Annotated in this window: 15 protein-coding genes; 11 read left to right on the forward strand and 4 right to left on the reverse strand. The window is 73.1% G+C overall.

All coding sequences use genetic code 11. From position 1 onward, the window contains the following. Positions 1-25: 25 nt before the first annotated feature. Positions 26-2,179 carry an elongation factor G-like protein EF-G2 gene (locus ACN28C_RS16975; protein ID WP_422774403.1) on the reverse strand — a complete coding sequence of 718 codons (2,154 nt, stop codon included), beginning with the start codon at positions 2,177-2,179 and terminating at the stop codon, positions 26-28. 252 nt (positions 2,180-2,431) lie between these two features. Between ACN28C_RS16975 and pgsA the strand changes: the two genes are divergently transcribed. The 7 genes from pgsA to ACN28C_RS17010 all read left to right on the forward strand — a co-directional run bounded on the left by pgsA (position 2,432) and on the right by ACN28C_RS17010 (position 8,772). Continuing rightward, positions 2,432-3,061 carry a phosphatidylinositol phosphate synthase gene (gene pgsA / locus ACN28C_RS16980; RefSeq protein WP_422774404.1) on the forward strand — a complete coding sequence of 210 codons (630 nt, stop codon included), beginning with the start codon at positions 2,432-2,434 and terminating at the stop codon, positions 3,059-3,061. A gap of 114 nt (positions 3,062-3,175) precedes the next feature. Continuing rightward, on the forward strand, positions 3,176-4,141 hold the full coding sequence (locus ACN28C_RS16985) for a phosphatidylinositol mannoside acyltransferase (protein ID WP_422774711.1): 966 nt from the start codon (positions 3,176-3,178) through the stop codon (positions 4,139-4,141). Between the two features lie 9 nt (positions 4,142-4,150). Further along, positions 4,151-5,311 (forward strand): glycosyltransferase family 4 protein, encoded by a 1,161-nt coding sequence (locus ACN28C_RS16990; RefSeq protein WP_422774405.1) that lies wholly within the window; start codon positions 4,151-4,153, stop codon positions 5,309-5,311. A 110-nt stretch (positions 5,312-5,421) separates the two neighbouring features. Beyond that, complete coding sequence (locus ACN28C_RS16995) at positions 5,422-5,916, forward strand: hypothetical protein (protein WP_422774406.1); 495 nt, start codon at positions 5,422-5,424, stop codon at positions 5,914-5,916. Positions 5,917-6,145: 229 nt separating this feature from the next. After that, entirely contained in the window at positions 6,146-7,024 is an 879-nt protein-coding gene (pdxS, locus tag ACN28C_RS17000; RefSeq protein WP_422774712.1) for a pyridoxal 5'-phosphate synthase lyase subunit PdxS, read from the forward strand. A gap of 140 nt (positions 7,025-7,164) precedes the next feature. Continuing rightward, entirely contained in the window at positions 7,165-7,803 is a 639-nt protein-coding gene (pdxT, locus tag ACN28C_RS17005; protein ID WP_422774407.1) for a pyridoxal 5'-phosphate synthase glutaminase subunit PdxT, read from the forward strand. 219 nt (positions 7,804-8,022) lie between these two features. Next, complete coding sequence (locus tag ACN28C_RS17010) at positions 8,023-8,772, forward strand: YebC/PmpR family DNA-binding transcriptional regulator (protein WP_422774408.1); 750 nt, start codon at positions 8,023-8,025, stop codon at positions 8,770-8,772. Here the strand turns inward: ACN28C_RS17010 and ACN28C_RS17015 are convergent. Next, positions 8,753-8,869 (reverse strand): hypothetical protein, encoded by a 117-nt coding sequence (locus tag ACN28C_RS17015; RefSeq protein ID WP_422774409.1) that lies wholly within the window; start codon positions 8,867-8,869, stop codon positions 8,753-8,755. The two genes, ACN28C_RS17010 and ACN28C_RS17015, sit on opposite strands and share 20 nt — an antisense overlap. Before the next feature lie 480 nt (positions 8,870-9,349). Here ACN28C_RS17015 and ACN28C_RS17020 point away from each other — a divergent pair, with 480 nt between their 5' ends. Further along, complete coding sequence (locus tag ACN28C_RS17020; RefSeq protein WP_422774410.1) at positions 9,350-9,508, forward strand: hypothetical protein; 159 nt, start codon at positions 9,350-9,352, stop codon at positions 9,506-9,508. Here ACN28C_RS17020 and ACN28C_RS17025 read toward each other — a convergent pair whose 3' ends face one another. Continuing rightward, entirely contained in the window at positions 9,509-10,825 is a 1,317-nt protein-coding gene (locus ACN28C_RS17025; RefSeq protein ID WP_422774411.1) for an MFS transporter, read from the reverse strand. It lies immediately after the preceding gene. A gap of 157 nt (positions 10,826-10,982) precedes the next feature. Here ACN28C_RS17025 and ACN28C_RS17030 point away from each other — a divergent pair, with 157 nt between their 5' ends. The 3 genes from ACN28C_RS17030 (at position 10,983) to ACN28C_RS17040 (ending at position 14,022) form a co-directional block, all read left to right on the forward strand. After that, positions 10,983-11,666, forward strand: a complete 684-nt coding sequence (locus ACN28C_RS17030) for an HAD family hydrolase (RefSeq protein ID WP_422774412.1) — start codon at positions 10,983-10,985, stop codon at positions 11,664-11,666. Between the two features lie 165 nt (positions 11,667-11,831). After that, on the forward strand, positions 11,832-13,400 hold the full coding sequence (locus ACN28C_RS17035) for an MFS transporter (RefSeq protein ID WP_422774413.1): 1,569 nt from the start codon (positions 11,832-11,834) through the stop codon (positions 13,398-13,400). Positions 13,401-13,413: 13 nt separating this feature from the next. Then, positions 13,414-14,022 carry a TetR/AcrR family transcriptional regulator gene (locus tag ACN28C_RS17040; protein WP_422774414.1) on the forward strand — a complete coding sequence of 203 codons (609 nt, stop codon included), beginning with the start codon at positions 13,414-13,416 and terminating at the stop codon, positions 14,020-14,022. 54 nt (positions 14,023-14,076) lie between these two features. Here ACN28C_RS17040 and ACN28C_RS17045 read toward each other — a convergent pair whose 3' ends face one another. Then, positions 14,077-15,993, reverse strand: a complete 1,917-nt coding sequence (locus tag ACN28C_RS17045; protein ID WP_422774415.1) for a helix-turn-helix domain-containing protein — start codon at positions 15,991-15,993, stop codon at positions 14,077-14,079. Between the last annotated feature and the right edge of the window lie 111 nt (positions 15,994-16,104).

The following is a 16,104-nucleotide window of genomic DNA, read 5'->3' on the forward strand; positions in this document are numbered from 1 at the left end:
TGTAGCGGGGGCCCTTCCTAACGCCTCAGCTGTGCTCCTTGCGGATCTGCTCGGCGAGGTGCGTCGGCATGGGGTCGTAACGGGCGAACGAGCGCCGGAAGGTGCCGCCACCGGCGGTCATCGAGCGGAGTTCGACGGCGTACCGGATCAGTTCGGTCGCCGGCACCTCGGCCCGGACCAGGGTGTGGTCGGTGCCGGCCGGATCCGGCTCGGTGCCGAGCACCCGGCCGCGCCGGCCGGACATGTCGCTCATCACCGCGCCGACGGATGCGTCCGGCACCCGCACCACCACCTCGTCGACCGGCTCCAGCAGGACGACCTGCCCCTTCTCGGCCGCGTCCCGCAGGGCCAGCGAGCCGGCGGTCTGGAACGCGGCGTCGGACGAGTCGACGCTGTGCGCCTTGCCGTCCACCAGGGTCACCCTCAGGTCCACCACGGGACAGCCGGCGACAATTCCCCGGCCCATCTGGGTGCGTACGCCCTTCTCCACCGACGGGATGTAGTTGTGCGGCACGGCGCCGCCGACCACCCGCTCGGCGAACTCGAAGCCCTCGCCCCGGGGCAGCGGCTCCACCTCGATGTCGCAGACGGCGTACTGGCCGTGCCCGCCGGACTGCTTCACGTGCCGGCCGTGCCCCTTCGAGGCCACCGCGAAGGTCTCGCGCAGCGCGACCCGGACCGGCTCGGTCTCCAGTTCCACCCCGCCGGCCCGGAGCCGGTCCAGCACCACCTCGGCGTGCGCCTCGCCCATGCACCAGAGCACCAGCTGGTGGGTCTCCGGATTGCGTTCCAGCCGCATCGTCGGGTCACCGGCGACCAGCCGGGCCAGGTTCTTGGCGAGCGTGTCCTCGTCGGCCCGGCTCTTCGCCACGATGGCGACCGGAAGCAGCGGCTCGGGCATCTCCCAGGGCTCGATCAGCAGCGGCTCTTCCTTAGCCGAGATGGTGTCACCGGTCTCCGCCGTACCCGACTTGGTGATCGCGCAGACGTCGCCGGCCACGCAGTGCGGCACCTCGCGCAGGGCCGCGCCCAGCGGCGAGTAGACGTGCGCGATCCGCTCGTCGGCGTCGTGGTCCGGATGGCCGCGCTCGGCCATGCCGTGCCCGGAGACGTGTACGACCTGGTCGGGCCGGAGCGTGCCGGAGAAGACCCTCACCAGCGAGACCCGGCCGACGTGCCGGTCGATGGTGGTCTTGACCACCTCGGCCACCAGCGGGCCGTCCGGGTCGCAGCGCAGCGGCGGCTGGGGCGAGCCGTCGACCCCGGTCACGGTCGGCAGGTCGTGCTCCAGCGGAGTCGGGAACGCCGACGTCAGCAGCTCCAGCAGGGCGTCGATGCCGAGCCCGGTCTCGGCGCAGACCGGCACCACCGGGTAGAAGTGCCCCCGGGCGACGGCCTTCTCCAGGTCGTCGACGAGGACCGCCACCTCGATCTCCTCGCCGCCGAGGTAGCGGTCGAGCAGGGTCTCGTCCTCGCTCTCGGCGATGATGCCCTCGATGAGTTCGTTGCGGGCGTCGCCGATCGCGGGCAGGTGCTCCGGGTCGGGCTCGCGGACCGCCGCCGGCAGCCCGGCGGAGTAGTCGAAGACCCGGCGGGTGATCAGGCCCATCAGCCCGACCACGTGCACGCCGTCGTCGTCCAGCATCGGCAGGTAGAGCGGGAGGACGTTGTCGCCGAAGACCCGCCGGCAGAGCGCGACCGTCTCGTCGAGGTCGGCGCGCTGGTGGTCGAGCCGGGTGACCGCGACGGCCCTGGGCATCCCGACGGCGGCACACTCCTGCCAGAGCGCGGCGGTGGCGCCGTCCATCCCGTCCACGGACGAGACGACGAAGAGCGCGGCGTCCGCCGCCCGCAGGCCGGCCCGGAGCTCGCCGACGAAGTCGGCATAGCCGGGGGTGTCCAGCAGGTTGACCTTGACGTCGGCGTGCTCCAGAGGTGCGCAGGCCAGGCTGATCGAGCGCTGCTGGCGTACCGCCGCCGGATCGTGGTCGCAGACCGTGGTGCCGTCGGTCACCGAACCCGGGCGCGAGATGGTGCCGGTCGCCGCCAGAAGGGCGTCGACCAGGGTCGTCTTTCCCGCACCGGAATGGCCTACCAGCACCACGTTGCGAACCCTGCCGGGCTCGTCCACCACCGGCGCCGGGCCGGTGACCCCCTTCTCCTGACTCTTCTGCGCCATCGGGGCGCACCTCCCTAAGCCGGTGGTTGGTGGCGACCGCCGCGCGCGACGGGGGAGCTGCCCTGGCGACTCCGCGGCGATATCCTCGGGTGGCCTGCCGTGCTGCCGGGAACGTGCCGGGTGACAGGTGAGCGACGTCACGTCCCCTGCTCCGATCTCACACCCGTACAAGTCGTGACACAAGCCTGCGGGGCGAAACAGGCGCCACCGGGCGTACCGTCGGCTTTCTCGGCCCGTTATGGTGGGACGGCCATGGCGAAGATCTTCCAGGTGTCGGCCCGCGCCGGCATGACCCGCGTCGTCGAACCGATCGCCCGGACCCTGCTGCGGGTCGGGGTGACGCCGAACGCCGTGACCGTGGCCGGCACGCTCGGCGTGGTGGTCGGCTCGGTCGCGCTCGGCGCCCGGGGCCACCTGGTGGCCGGCGCGCTGGTGGTGACCTTCTTCGCCCTCACCGACCTGCTCGACGGCACGATGGCCCGGATGCGCGGCGGATCGAGCCGGTTCGGCGCATTCCTCGACTCGAGCATGGACCGGGTCTCCGACGGCGCGGTCTTCGGCGCGGTCGCATACTGGCTCGCCACCCAGGACGACCTTGTCGGGGTCGCCGCCGCGCTGATCTGCCTGGTCGCGGGCGGTCTCGTCTCGTACGTGAAGGCCCGCGCCGAGGGGCTCGGGATGACCTGCAACGTCGGCATCGCCGAGCGGACCGAGCGGCTGCTGATCGTCGGGGTCGGCGGGCTGCTGACCGGGCTGGGGCTGAGTTGGGCGCTGGTCACCGCGCTCTGGCTGCTCGCCGCCGTCTCGCTCTTCACCGTCGGGCAGCGGATGACGCACGTCTACCGGCAGGCACAGCGCACCGAGTTGGGCGTGGACGCGTGAGCGGCCCCCGGCGGACGCGTGCGAGCCGTCCCGGGCAGACACGCGTGAGCCGTCCCGGGCGGGCGGCAGCCCCGGCCGGGCGGGGGACCGGGTGACCGGGTGGCAGGCCGGCCGGTGACCCCGGTCGAGTTCGGCTACCTTGCCGGCTGGCGGGCCGTACGCGCCCTGCCCCGGCCGGCCGCGGCGGCGCTCTTCCGGGCCGCCGCCGACCGCGCCTGGCGCGGTCGCGGCCCGGGGATCCAGCGGCTCACCGCCAACCTGCGCCGGGTGGTCGGGCCGGAGCTGCCGCCGGCCGCGCTCGACGACCTGGTCCGCCGGGGGATGCGCTCCTACGCACGGTACTGGCTGGACGTCTTCCGGCTCCCGTCGCGCAGCCGGGCACAGCTGCGCGACGACTTTCAGCTCGACGGTGCCGACATGCTCGCCGCCACCATGGCGGCCGGCCGGGGTGGTGTGGTGGCGCTGCCGCACTCCGGCAACTGGGACGCCGCCGGTGCCTGGGTCGCCGCGAACGGCTGGCCGATCGCCACGGTCATGGAACGGCTCCGGCCGGAGGGGGTCTTCGAGCGCTTCGTCGAGTTCCGGCGCCGGCTCGGCATGGAGATCCTGCCCACCCACGGCGGTGCCCGGGCGCCCTTCGAGGTGCTCGCCGAGCGGCTCGCCGCCGGCTACCTGGTCCCGCTGCTCGCCGACCGGGACCTGTCGGCGCGCGGCATCGAGGTGCGGTTCTTCGGCGGCCGGGCGCGGATGCCGGCCGGGCCGGCGCTGCTGGCGATCCGGACCGGTGCCCCGCTCTACGCGGCACACCTCTGGTACGACCGCGCCGGGCCACGCGGCCGGCTGGTCGGGCCGCTGGAGGTGCCGGCACCGGAGAGCGGGCCGCTCGACCAGCGGGTGCGGGTGCTCACCCAGCGGATCGCCGACCGCCTGGCGGCGGGGATCGCCGAGCGCCCGGAAGACTGGCACATGCTGCAACGGGTCTGGATCGACGAGCCAGCCCGCCCCGACGCACCCGGCGCCGATGCCGGCGAGCCGGGACCGGGGGCGGCGGGCGCACCCTCGGTGTCCGGGCCGGTTTAGGGAGGCGCAGTGCGGATCGGCATCGTGTGCCCGTACTCCTTCGACGTCCCCGGCGGGGTGCAGAACCACGTGGTCGACCTCGCGGAGGCACTGATCGGGCTCGGTCACGAGGTGAGCGTGCTGGCGCCGGCCGACGAGGACTCGCCGCTGCCGCCGTACGTCGTGCCGGCCGGCCGCTCGGTGCCGCTGCCGTACAACGGGTCGGTCGCCCGGATCACCTTCGGGCCGGTCTCCACCGCCCGGGTCCGGCGCTGGCTGGCCCGGGGCCGGTTCGACGTGCTGCACGTGCACGAGCCCTTCACACTCAGCGTCTCGTTGCTCGCCGTGCTCTCCGCCCGGGGACCGGTGGTCGCCACCTTCCACACCGCGATGACCCGGTCCCGGGCGCTCGCCGCCGCCCAGGGGGTGTTGCAGTTCGCCGTGGAGCGGATCACCGCCCGGATCGCGGTGAGCGCACTGGCCCGCAAGGTCCAGGTCGAGCATCTCGACGGCGGGGCGGTCGAGATCCCCAACGGGGTGGCGGTGGCGAAGTTCGCCGACGCCGAGCCGCTGCCCGGCTGGCCCGGACCGTGCGCGCCCGGTGAGGGCGGCACCGTGGGCTTCCTCGGCCGGTTCACCGAGCCGCGCAAGGGATTCGCGGTGCTCCGGGAGGCGTTCGTCGGGCTCGCCGAGCAGCGCCCGGGGCTGCGGCTGCTGGTCGCCGGCCCCGGTGACGTGGCCGAGCTGCACGAGAGCGTACCGGAGGGGTTGCGGGACCGGATAACCTTCCTTGGCCGGGTATCGGAATCGGACAAGGCGCGGATGCTGCGCAGCGTGCACGTGTATGTGGCCCCGAACACCGGAGGCGAGTCGTTCGGCATGATCCTGACCGAGGCGATGGCCGCCGGAGCCGCGGTGGTGGCGAGCGACCTCGACGCCTTCCGCCGGGTGCTGGACGGTGGCCGGGCCGGCGAACTCTTTCCTACCTCGGACGCTGCGGCGCTGCGGCGTACCCTCGCCGGTCTGCTCGACGATCCGGTCCGCCGGGCGGAGCTCTCCGGCTGCGCCCGGGAGGTGGTGGCCGCCTTCGACTGGCCGGTCGTCGCCCGCCGGGTCCTCGAGGTCTACGCCACGGCGATCGAGGCCACCGACGGCCGGGTCTTCGACGAGGAGTGGATCGGGCCGGCCTGAGAGCGGGCCGGCCCGTGACGCGAGAGCTGGGCGGGCCCGTGACGCGAGAGCTGGGCGGGCCCGGTGACGCGCCGGGGAGCCGGATGTGAGGCCGCACTACGATGCCGAGCATGTGGTGGGTGGTGGGCGGCGTCGTGGCGGTGGTGCTGGCAACGGCGTACCTGACCTGGATCGCGGCCCGGGTCGATCGTATGCACGCGCGGGTGGAGTCGGCGGCCCGCGCGCTCGACGCGCACCTGCTCCGCCGGGCGGCGGCGGCCGCGGTGCTCGCCGAGGAGCGGTACGCGGTCGAGCTCTACGCGGCGTCACGGGTCGCGCTCGACGTCGAGGGCGACGAGCGGGAGGCCGCCGAGAACGACCTGACCCGGCAACTGCGGGCCAGCGCGCTGGACCCGGAGGAGCCGGTCGCGGCGGCGGTGATCGCGGCCAGCCGGCGGCTCGCCCTGGCCCGCCAGGTCCACACCGACCTGGTACGCGACGCTCTGTCCCTGCGGCGGCGCCCCGTCGTACGCCTGTTCCGGATGTCCCGCAAGCACGAACTTCCGCGCTACTTTGACATCGACGACCCGACGCTGAGCACCCGTCCGGAACTCTCCGTCGGGTGACGCCCCTGCTCTGTGCCCCGGCGGGGCGGCGTGAGCCGGGCCACAGGGCAGGCCACCGGGGGTCTGATTGGCTGTCGGTCCGGCGTTGCACCCCGCGTAGCATCGGTTGCGGACCATCCCCCCGCCCACACCACCGACGAGGAGCGAGAACGCCGTGTCCGAATCCACCGCCCAGTCCGGTTCCGGCCAGCCGACCGCGGCTGGAGAGCAGAGCGTCAGCAGCACCGGAGTGGTCGGCACCGCCCGGGTCAAGCGGGGCATGGCCGAGATGCTCAAGGGTGGCGTGATCATGGACGTGGTCACCCCCGATCAGGCGAAGATCGCCGAGGATGCCGGTGCGGTCGCGGTGATGGCGCTGGAGCGGGTACCGGCCGACATCCGGGCCCAGGGCGGCGTCTCCCGGATGAGCGACCCCGACATGATCGACGGCATCATCAACGCCGTCTCCATCCCGGTGATGGCCAAGGCCCGGATCGGGCACTTCGTCGAGGCGCAGGTGCTCCAGGCGCTCGGCGTCGACTACGTCGACGAGTCCGAGGTGCTGACGCCGGCCGACTACGCCAACCACATCGACAAGTGGGCCTTCACGGTGCCCTTCGTCTGCGGTGCGACCAACCTGGGCGAGGCGCTGCGCCGGATCACCGAGGGGGCGGCGATGATCCGTTCCAAGGGTGAGGCGGGCACCGGCGACGTCTCCAACGCGACCACCCACATGCGGAAGATCCGCGACGAGATCCGCCGGCTCGGCTCCCTGCCCGGCGACGAGCTCTACGTCGCCGCCAAGGAGTTGCAGGCACCGTACGAGCTGGTCCGGGAGGTGGCCGCGACCGGGAAGCTGCCGGTGGTGCTCTTCACCGCGGGCGGCATCGCCACCCCGGCCGACGCGGCGATGATGATGCAGCTCGGCGCCGAGGGGGTCTTCGTCGGTTCCGGGATCTTCAAGTCCGGCAACCCGGCACAGCGGGCCGCCGCGATCGTGAAGGCGACCACCTTCTACGACGACCCGGACGTGCTGGCAAAGGTGTCGCGCGGCCTGGGCGAGGCGATGGTCGGGATCAACGTCGACGACATCCCGGTGCCGCACCGCCTGGCCGACCGCGGTTGGTGAGCGCGAGGAGTGAGCGGGGTGTGCGAGCCCCGCAGTCGCGAGCGGACGGCGGGTTGGTGAGCGCGAGGAGTGAGCGGGGTGTGCGAGCCCCGCAGTCGCGAGCGGACGGCGGGTTGGTGAGCGCGAGGAGTGAGCGGGGTGTGCGAGCCCCGCAGTCGCAGCTGACGGTTGGGGTCCTGGCGTTGCAGGGCGACGTACGCGAACATCTGGCCGCGCTGACCGGGGTCGGCGCGACCGCCCGGTCGGTCCGCCGACCGGAGGAACTGGAGCAGGTCGACGCGCTGGTGATCCCGGGCGGCGAGTCCACCGCCATCAGCAAGCTGGCCGAGACCTTCGAGCTGGGCGACCCGATCCGAAAGCGGATCGGTGCGGGGATGCCGGTCTACGGCTCCTGCGCCGGGATGATCATGTTGGCCGCCGAGGTGCTGGACGGCCGACCCGACCAGCGCAGCTTCGGCGGCATCGAGATGACGGTCCGGCGCAACGCGTTCGGCCGGCAGGTCGATTCGTTCGAGGCGCCGGTGGAGATCGCCGGCATACCGGGGCCGAGCCTCCATGCCGTCTTCATCCGGGCGCCCTGGGTCGAGCGGGTCGCCGACGGGGTGGAGGTGCTGGGCCGGGTGACCGCGGGGCCGGCCGCCGGGCGCATCGTCGCGGTCCGGCAGGGCAACGCGGTCGCCACCGCCTTTCACCCGGAGCTGACCGGTGACCGGCGCCTGCACCGCTGGTTCGTCGATCTCGCGCGCACCTCGGCGCCGGCGGACGGACGCCGGAGCTGAATCGGGGTGCGTCCTGCGGGTGGCCGGAGCGCGGTGGATCGGCCTGCGTTCCGGGCCTGAATCGGGACGGTCGGGTGGGAAGCCGCTGATCCGACCTGTGCCGGGCGTGAGCGGGCCGCGACGCCGTCGGTAGGATTGTCGCGGGTTCGGCGGTTCTTCGTGGAATGGCGCGCGGTGCAGTCGACACACACAGACGCCGGGTAGCGATGGAGGTCAGGTATGTCCGGCCACTCCAAGTGGGCGACGACGAAGCACAAGAAGGCGGTCATCGACGCCAAGCGGGGCAAGATGTTTGCCAAGCTGATCAAGAACGTCGAGGTCGCGGCGCGTACCGGCGGCGGCGACCCGGCCGGTAACCCGACCCTCTTCGACGCCATCCAGAAGGCGAAGAAGAACTCAGTACCGAACGACAACATCGACCGGGCGGTCAAGCGCGGCTCCGGCCTGGAGGCCGGTGGAGCCGACTGGCAGACGGTGATGTACGAGGGGTACGCCCCGGGCGGCGTCGCGCTGCTGATCGAGTGCCTGACCGACAACCGCAACCGGGCGGCGACCGAGGTACGCACCGCGCTGACCCGCAACGGCGGTTCACTGGCCGACGCGGGCTCGGTGTCGTACATGTTCTCCCGCAAGGGCGTGGTGATCGTGCCGAAGGCGGGCCTCTCCGAGGACGACGTGCTGCTCGCCGTGCTCGACGCCGGGGCCGAGGAGGTCAACGACCTGGACGAGGCGTTCGAGGTGGTCTCCGAGCCTGGTGATCTCGTCGCCGTGCGGACGGCGTTGCAGGACGCCGGCATCGACTACGAGTCGGCCGAGTCCTCGCTGGTCCCCAGTGTCACCGTCCCGCTCGACGAGGAGGGTGCCCGCAAGGTCTTCAAGCTGATCGACGTCCTCGAGGACTCCGACGACGTGCAGAACGTCTACGGCAACTTCGACGTCTCCGACGAGGTCATGGCGGCGGTCGGATAGCCGGGCAGGCATCGAGCGCTGAACGTGTTGGACAGGTGTCCGCTCCCGGTCCGCCGACGAGGACGTCGTTGCCGGCACCGCCGACGATCGTCGGCACGGCCTGGTAGCAGGCATCCTGACCGGCCCGGGGTGACGATGGCCGGGGCAGGCGGACCGTCGGAAGCCGGTTCGGCGTACCCGGACGGGCCGTCGGGGACGGGGACGGTGGTCGGCAGATGGCGGTGGAGTTCGCGGTCTACGAGGATGCCTGGCGCTCCTACATCCGGTCTACCACCATCCACCCGAGATAGGTAGCGACCCGTGATCCGGAAGCGGGGAAGATGGGCGGCGACCGGGGCAGCAGCCTGGCCGGCTGTTTGGCAGCAGTTCGCCGCTCCGCCGACGATGGATGTGGAGAGCGGGGCCAACGGCGCGATCTGGGGTATGGGGGCGAACGACGGGAACGGCTGGCCCGTCTACCAGTACACCCGCAGTTCCTGGGTCGACACCGGCCGGTACGGCCACACCGTTGCGGTCTCGCCGACCGGCCAGCCGTGGTATCTCGACCTGCAGGGCGAGATCTTCCGGCTCACCGCCGGTGGCTCCGGAACAGGTGCCGGGCGCGGCGACCGCGATCGACATCGGTGCGGACGGCTCGGTCTGGGTGACCGGCACCGTGCAGATCGACGGGTACGGGTTCGGCATCTACCGGTGGAACGGCTCCGGTTGGGACCAGACGACGGTAGCGCACAGGTGATCAATGTGGACCGGTTCGGGCAGCCGTGGGTGGTGACCTCGTGGGGGCCGGGCACCGGAGACATCCACCGGTGTGTCGGTGCCGGGCGTGTAGCAGCAGGGTCCCGGCGATGAGCAGGGCCAGCCCGACCGTGCCGAGCCCGGAGGCGAGCAGCGTGCCGGCGGCCCCGAGCCCGGCCACCAGCGACCCGCCGAGCGCGGCGCCGAGCGGGGTCGCCGCCGTGGTGACCGCGCCCCTGGCGGCGAGCACCGCCGGCAGGTCGGCCGGGTCGGCAGCGTTCTGGAACAGGGCCAGGCTGAAGGCGGGGAAGGGGCCGTAGACCAGGCCGCCGACGGCGAAGCAGGCCATCGTGATCCCGACCGGCGCGTCGAGACCGAACGGCACCAGTATCAGTCCCCAGCCGGCGATGACCGCGATGGTCACCGGCCACTGCCGGGCGCGGGTCAGCATCCCGCCGAGCAGGCCACCGACGACGGACCCGATCCCGAACACCGTCCAGTAGCCGCCGAGCAGGCCGGCGGCGCCGGTCAACTCGTCGGCGACGTACAGCGGGAGGGCCACCTCGACCGGGCCGTAGAGGAAGTAGAAGACGGCGGTGACCGCGATCAACCCGACGAGTTCGGGGCGCCGGGCGAGGATCCGGAAGCCGCTGCCGGCCGCCCGGCCGCTGGCGGGGTGCGCGGCGGCGGTGTGCGAGGCGGTGGCCGGCGGGCCCGGCCGGCCGGCCTGGACCGCCAGCAGGAGGTAGCTGGCGGCGTCGAGGCCGAGCACCAGTGCCGGGTGTACGGCGGCGATCAACAGGCCGGCCAGTGCCGGGCCGGCCACGAAGGCGGCCTGCTGGCTCGTCCCGACCAGGGCGTTCGCCGGCAGTCGGCGCTCCGCCGGAAAGATCTCACTGATCAGCGTGTACGTCCCGGCGATGCCCCAGGCGGCGAGCAGCGACGAGAGCGCCAGCAGTGCGACGTACCGGCCGGCGGTGAGCTGCCCGAGCAGGTGCAGCAGGACAACTGCGCCGAGCGCACCTGCCCGGAGCAGGGAGTTCGCCACCACCAGCCGGCGGGCGGGGATCCGGCTGAGCCATCGGGCGAGCAGCAGCGCCCCGGCGGCGGCCGGCAGGGTGTAGGCCGCGACCGCCGCGCCGACGACCAGCCCGGCCCGGTCCGGCGGGGCGATCCGCAGCGCCAGCCAGGCGATGACCACCACGCTCATCCCGTCGCCGAGGTGCGAGACCACCAGCCCGGAGAGCAGCCGCCGGAACGCCGGTTCGGCGAGGCTGGTCCGGTAGGCCACCGGGACCAGTCGGGCCGCCAACGTCATCCGGGGAGTGTGGCAGTTGACGTGCGGTTGAGGTCAACTCCGCGGTCATGACAGAGCCGGATGCTCCCGGACCACTGCGCCCGGAGGACGGACCGCGCGCCGTGGGAGTCTGGAGTGCGTAGGCCGGGTGTGCCGGCGGGGCCGCGGGGGAGGACAGTTGCCGTCGATCGAGGCCGTGTTGCTGGACTGGCGGGGGACTCTCGCCTACACGCCGCCGTTGCGGAACTGGGTCGGGCGTTCGCTGCGCCGGGCCGGGGCGGACGCGCCGCCCGCGGAGATCCGCCGGGTCGAGGCGGCCCTGCTGGCGGCGTTCGAGCAGCCCGAGGTGGCTCGGGCCGAGATCGGGGCGGATCGGTCGGTCGCGCGGCACCGGGCCAGCTACGACGTCCTCTTCGCCGCCGCCGGGATCGCGGGTCCACTCGCCGAGGCACTCTACGAGGTGGAGTCCGATCCGGCGCAGAACCCGTTCGCACCGGACGTCCCGGCCACCCTGGCCGGGCTGGCCGGCGGCGGGATCAGGATCGCCGTGCTCAGCGACATTCATTTCGCCCTACGACCGGTATTCGCCTCGGCCGGACTGGACCGGTATGTGCAGAGCTTCGTGCTCTCGTACGAGCATGGCGTGCAGAAGCCCGATCCGGCGATCTTCCGGATCGCGCTGGCCGAACTCGGGGTGGAGCCGGGCGCGACGCTGATGGTCGGCGACCGCTCCGGCTACGACGGCGGCGCGGTCGCGGCGGGCATCCCCACCCTGTTGGTGCCGCCGCTCGCCGATCCGACCGAGGAGCGGCTTCACCTTGTGCTCGCGACCTGCGGCATCCACCGGCCACAGCCGGACTGAGCGGGTTTCCGTCGTCCCGCCGGGCGGGCGAGGGTGAGCCGGCTCACAATACGATACGGAACGGTATCGTTTCGGTTCTTGGCTGGTTAGGGTCGATGCATCACAAGCTTCCCCCGCTGGCCGGCCCGCGTCGGCGACGCGGGGTGTTCGGGGGGACATCAAGGCATGGAGTTAACGGAAAACACCGGGCATCCGAGGCGCTGGGCCATTCTCGGCGTGCTCGTGGTCGCCCTCCTCGTCATCGTGCTGGACAACACGGTGCTGAACGTCGCGCTGCGCACCCTGGCCGACCCGGTGCACGGGCTCGGCGCCAGCCAGGGCGAGCTGGAGTGGTCGATCAATTCGTACACCCTGGTCTTCGCCGGGCTGCTCTTCACCTTCGGCGTGCTCGGCGACAGGTACGGGCGGAAGTGGTTCCTCCAGGCCGGGCTGGCGATCTTCGGCCTCGCCTCGCTGCTCTCGGCGTACGCGCAGAGCCCCGGCCAGCTGATCGGCGCCCGTGCGCTGATGGGTTTCGGGGCCGCCGCCGTGATGCCGGTGACCCTGTCGATCATCTCCAACGTCTTCGACCCGAGGGAGCGCGGTCGCGCCATCGGGGTCTGGGCCGGTGCGATCGGCCTCGGCGTGGCGATCGGCCCGGTCCTGGGCGGCCTGCTGCTGGAGAACTACTGGTGGGGTTCCGTCTTCCTGATCAACGTGCCGGTGGTGCTGATCGGGCTGGTCGCGGTCGCCCTGCTGGTGCCGGACTCGCGGGACCCCAAGCCCGGCAGGATCGACGTGGTCGGCGTACTGCTCTCGGTGATCGGTCTGGTGGCGCTCTCCTACGGGATCATCGACGGCGGCGAGCACGGCTTCGGCCGGCCGCTGGTCTGGGCGTCGATCGTCGGCGGCCTGGCGGTGCTGGCGGTCTTCGTGGCCTGGGAGCGCCGGGTCGAGTTCCCGTCGCTGGACGTACGGCTCTTCCGGGTGCCCCGGTTCGCCGCGCCTGTCGCGGTGATCGGCCTGGTCTTCTTCGCCGCAATGGGCGTGATGTTCTTCAGCTCGTTCTACCTGCAACTCGTGCGCGGCTACAGCCCGCTGGAGACCGGCCTGCTGATGCTGCCGTTCGCGGCTGCCCAGCTAGTATTCGCCCCGCGCAGCGCCACCATGGTCAGGCGGTACGGCGGCCGGGCGGTTGCGGTGACCGGACTGGCGCTGACCTCGGCGGCGCTTGTGGCGTTCGCCTTCGCCACCGCGACGACGCCGATCTGGATCATCGCGGCGATCTTCTTCGTCCAGGGCGTCGGGATGGCCAACATCATGCCGCCGGCGACCGAGTCGATCATGTCGGCGCTGCCCCGGGAGAAGGCGGGGGTCGGTTCGGCGGTCAGCAACACGGTCCGCCAGGTGGCCGGCGCGCTCGGCGTCGCGGTGCTCGGCTCGGTGCTCTCCGGCGTCTACCGGGACCAGATCGGGCCGGCGGCAAGCGCGCTGCCCGCGCCGATCCGGGACGCGGCCTCCGAGTCGGTCTCCGGGGCGTACGCGGTCGCGGAGCGGCTCGGCCCGGCCGGTGCGGCGGTGACCGGTGCGGCCAACGACGCCTTCGTCTCGGCCATGCACTGGGCCGCCGGGCTGTCGGCGGTGATCGCCGCCCTCGGCATCCTGGTGGTGCTCCGCTGGCTGCCCGGCCGCTCGGCCGAGGAGCAGGTGCTGCCGCCGGAGCCGGCGACCGATCCCGAACTGGTCGCCGCCTGAGCGACCGGGGACAATGGTTAACGTGACGGAAACGATGGACGCTCCGCGGGCGCCGGGACGCCCGCGGAGCCTCCGCGCGGACGAGGCGATCCTGGAGGCCGCGCTCGACCTGCTCGCCGAGGACGGCAGCATCGAGACGCTCTCCATCGAGGCGATCGCCGCGCGGGCCGGTGTCGGCAAGGCGACCATCTACCGACGCTGGTCCGGCAAGGAGGCGCTGATCCAGGATGCCCTGCGCCGGCTGAAGCCGCCACCGCCGCCACCGCCCGGCCGATCGGTCCGGGAGGACCTGGTCGCGCTGGTCGGCAACACCGGGCACAACCCGGATCCCCGGGCAGGCAAGATCATGCCCTGCCTGATGCCGGCGATCAGCCGCAGTCCGGAGCAGTACCGGCTCTACCAGGAGCTGGTCGAGCCGCGGCGGCGGATGATCCGCGAGGTGCTGCGCCGGGGCATCGCGCTCGGCGAACTCCGGGCCGACCTCGACGTCGAGCTGACCCTGGCGCTACTGACCGCGCCGCTGCTGACGCAACGGTTGCTCCGCGCCCAGCCCGACCTGGACGAGCGGGACCTGCCCGCGCGCGTCGTCGACGCGGTCATCACCGGCATAGCCAAGGTGTAAGGAAGGGCCCCCGCTACAACAGAAAACGATATGCGGGGGCCCTTCCTCACACTCTTACACCCGGCCGCGCAGGCGGTGCAGGCGCAGGGCGAGTTGCACCTCCAGGGCGCGCTCTGGCCGCTGCCACTCCGGTCCGAGTAGCTGCCCCACCCGGTCCAGCCGCTGGGTCACCGTGTTCACGTGCACGTGCAGCACCTCCGCCGCCCGGGCCAAACTGCCACCGACCCCGAAGTACGCCTCCAGCGTCTTCACCAGCGCAGTGCCCCGACGGGCGTCGTAGTCGACCACCGGACCGACCGTGTCGACGAGGAACCTGGCCACCTCCCGGTCGCCACCCTCCTCCACCGCGCCGAGCAGCAGCCCGACGAAGCCGAGCTCGGCACTGCTGGCCCCCTCGCCGGCCCGGCCCAGCGCGCGCAGCGCGGTCAGGCAGCGGTCCGCCTCCCGGGCCGCCCCGGCCAGCGAGGCGGGGCCGGCTGCCGGCCCGCCCGCCCCGGCGGTGACCGGCCGGCCCAGCACCCGGGCCAGGTCCCGGACCACGGTCCGGGCCGCCGAGCCGGCGTCACCGCCGGGGAGCATCAGCACGGCCCGGCCGTCCCGGGCCGCCGCCAGACCACCCAGGGTCGAGGCGTACGTGCTGGCCCACGAGGTGACCCGCTGCCGTACCGAGGTGCTGCCGGCCATCGCGTCGTCGCCGACCGCGACCAGCACGTGCGGCGCGTCCAGGTCCACTCCGAGCCGGCGGGCCCGGGCGCGCAGCGCGGCGGCGTCGAGCACCGGCCGGGCGATAAGGTCGTCGAGCAGCTCGCCCCGTACCCGCCCCTCCGCCTCGGCGACGCTCTGCCGGAAGAGTAGTAGCAGCGCGGTCACCAGGGCCGCGCGCTCCAGGATCCGCTGGTCCGCGTCGACCAGCTCCTCGTCGGGGCGGGAGACCAGGGCGCCGAGGTTCTCGGCGCCGGCGACCACGGCGGCGTACCAGAGGCCGCCCCGGCGCACGCTGCGCCCCTCGGTGCGCGACGCCACCACCGCCTCGTCCAGCTCGCCCCGCTCCGGCTCGCCGATCTCGCCGACCCGGGCGAGCGTCCGCCCCTCGGCGTCCAGCGCCAGCAGCGCGCCGCCGAGCACCTCGGTCACCGCCGTCGCGACGTCCTCGACCCCGCCGCCGCGCAACACCAGCGAGGTCATCCGGTCGTGCGCGGCGGCGGCCCGCTCCACCGAGGCACTGTGCGCCCGGATCGTCGCGTTCGCCGCCGAGAGCTCCGCCAGCGCGGCCCGGGTCTCGGCGAGCAGCCGCGCGGTGTCGATCGCCACCGCCGCGTGCGCCGCGAGGGAGAGCAGCAGCGACACCTCCTCGCGGGCGAAGGGCCGGGCCGACCGGTTGGCCGCGTAGAGCACCCCGATCACCCGGGAGCCGAGCCGCAGCGGCACCCCGAGGATGGCGACCAGCCCCTCCTCGCCGACCCCGGCGTCGATCTCACCGGTGTGGTGGAAGCGCTCGTCCTCCGGATAGTTCGCGGTCGCGTACGGGCTGCCGGTCTGGGCGACCAGGCCGCCGAGGCCGGCACCCATCGGCAGCCGCAGCTTCTGGAACCGGGCCGAGATCGAACCGTCCGTCACCCGCATGTAGGTGTCGCCCCGCTCGTCGTCGACAAGCGTCATGTACGCCACGTCGGTGCCGAGCAGGTGCCGGGCCCGGTGCACGATCGCCCGGAGTACGGCGTCGGAGTCCCGCAGCCCGGCGAGGTCGCTGGCGCTGTCGTAGAGGCCGGAGAGTTCCGCCTCGCGGCGCCGGCGCCGCTCCAACAGGGCGCGTACCCGCAGCGCCACCACCTTCGCCGCCTCGAGCTCGGCGAGCCGGTCGGCGGGGAGTCCGGCCGCCCGGGCGGTCACCAGCGGCCCCTCGAACTCGACCGGGGCGGCCTCCCTGACCAGCAGTTCCAGGAACTCGATCGGCGACGACACGGGCTCCATTCTGCGCCGACGCCTCCCTCAGCTCGCCGTCCGGGCCTGCACTGCGCCGTCCGGCCCTGCACTGCGCCGTCCGGCCCTGCACTGCGCCGTCCGGCCCTGCACTGCGCCGTC

Origin of the sequence: Plantactinospora sp. WMMC1484 (assembly GCF_049315195.1) — a bacterium.
GTDB lineage: Bacteria > Actinomycetota > Actinomycetes > Mycobacteriales > Micromonosporaceae > Plantactinospora.

Excerpts from the sequence above, each read along its gene's own strand:
- ACN28C_RS17035 (WP_422774413.1), top strand. The coding sequence starts at position 11,832 with ATGGAGTTAACGGAAAACACCGGGCATCCGAGGCGCTGGGCCATTCTC.
- ACN28C_RS16975 (WP_422774403.1), bottom strand. The coding sequence starts at position 2,179 with ATGGCGCAGAAGAGTCAGGAGAAGGGGGTCACCGGCCCGGCGCCGGTG.
- ACN28C_RS16995 (WP_422774406.1), top strand. The coding sequence starts at position 5,422 with ATGTGGTGGGTGGTGGGCGGCGTCGTGGCGGTGGTGCTGGCAACGGCG.
- ACN28C_RS17045 (WP_422774415.1), bottom strand. The coding sequence starts at position 15,993 with ATGGAGCCCGTGTCGTCGCCGATCGAGTTCCTGGAACTGCTGGTCAGG.
- pgsA (WP_422774404.1), top strand. The coding sequence starts at position 2,432 with ATGGCGAAGATCTTCCAGGTGTCGGCCCGCGCCGGCATGACCCGCGTC.
- ACN28C_RS17010 (WP_422774408.1), top strand. The coding sequence starts at position 8,023 with ATGTCCGGCCACTCCAAGTGGGCGACGACGAAGCACAAGAAGGCGGTC.
- ACN28C_RS17025 (WP_422774411.1), bottom strand. The coding sequence starts at position 10,825 with ATGACGTTGGCGGCCCGACTGGTCCCGGTGGCCTACCGGACCAGCCTC.
- ACN28C_RS17040 (WP_422774414.1), top strand. The coding sequence starts at position 13,414 with ATGGTTAACGTGACGGAAACGATGGACGCTCCGCGGGCGCCGGGACGC.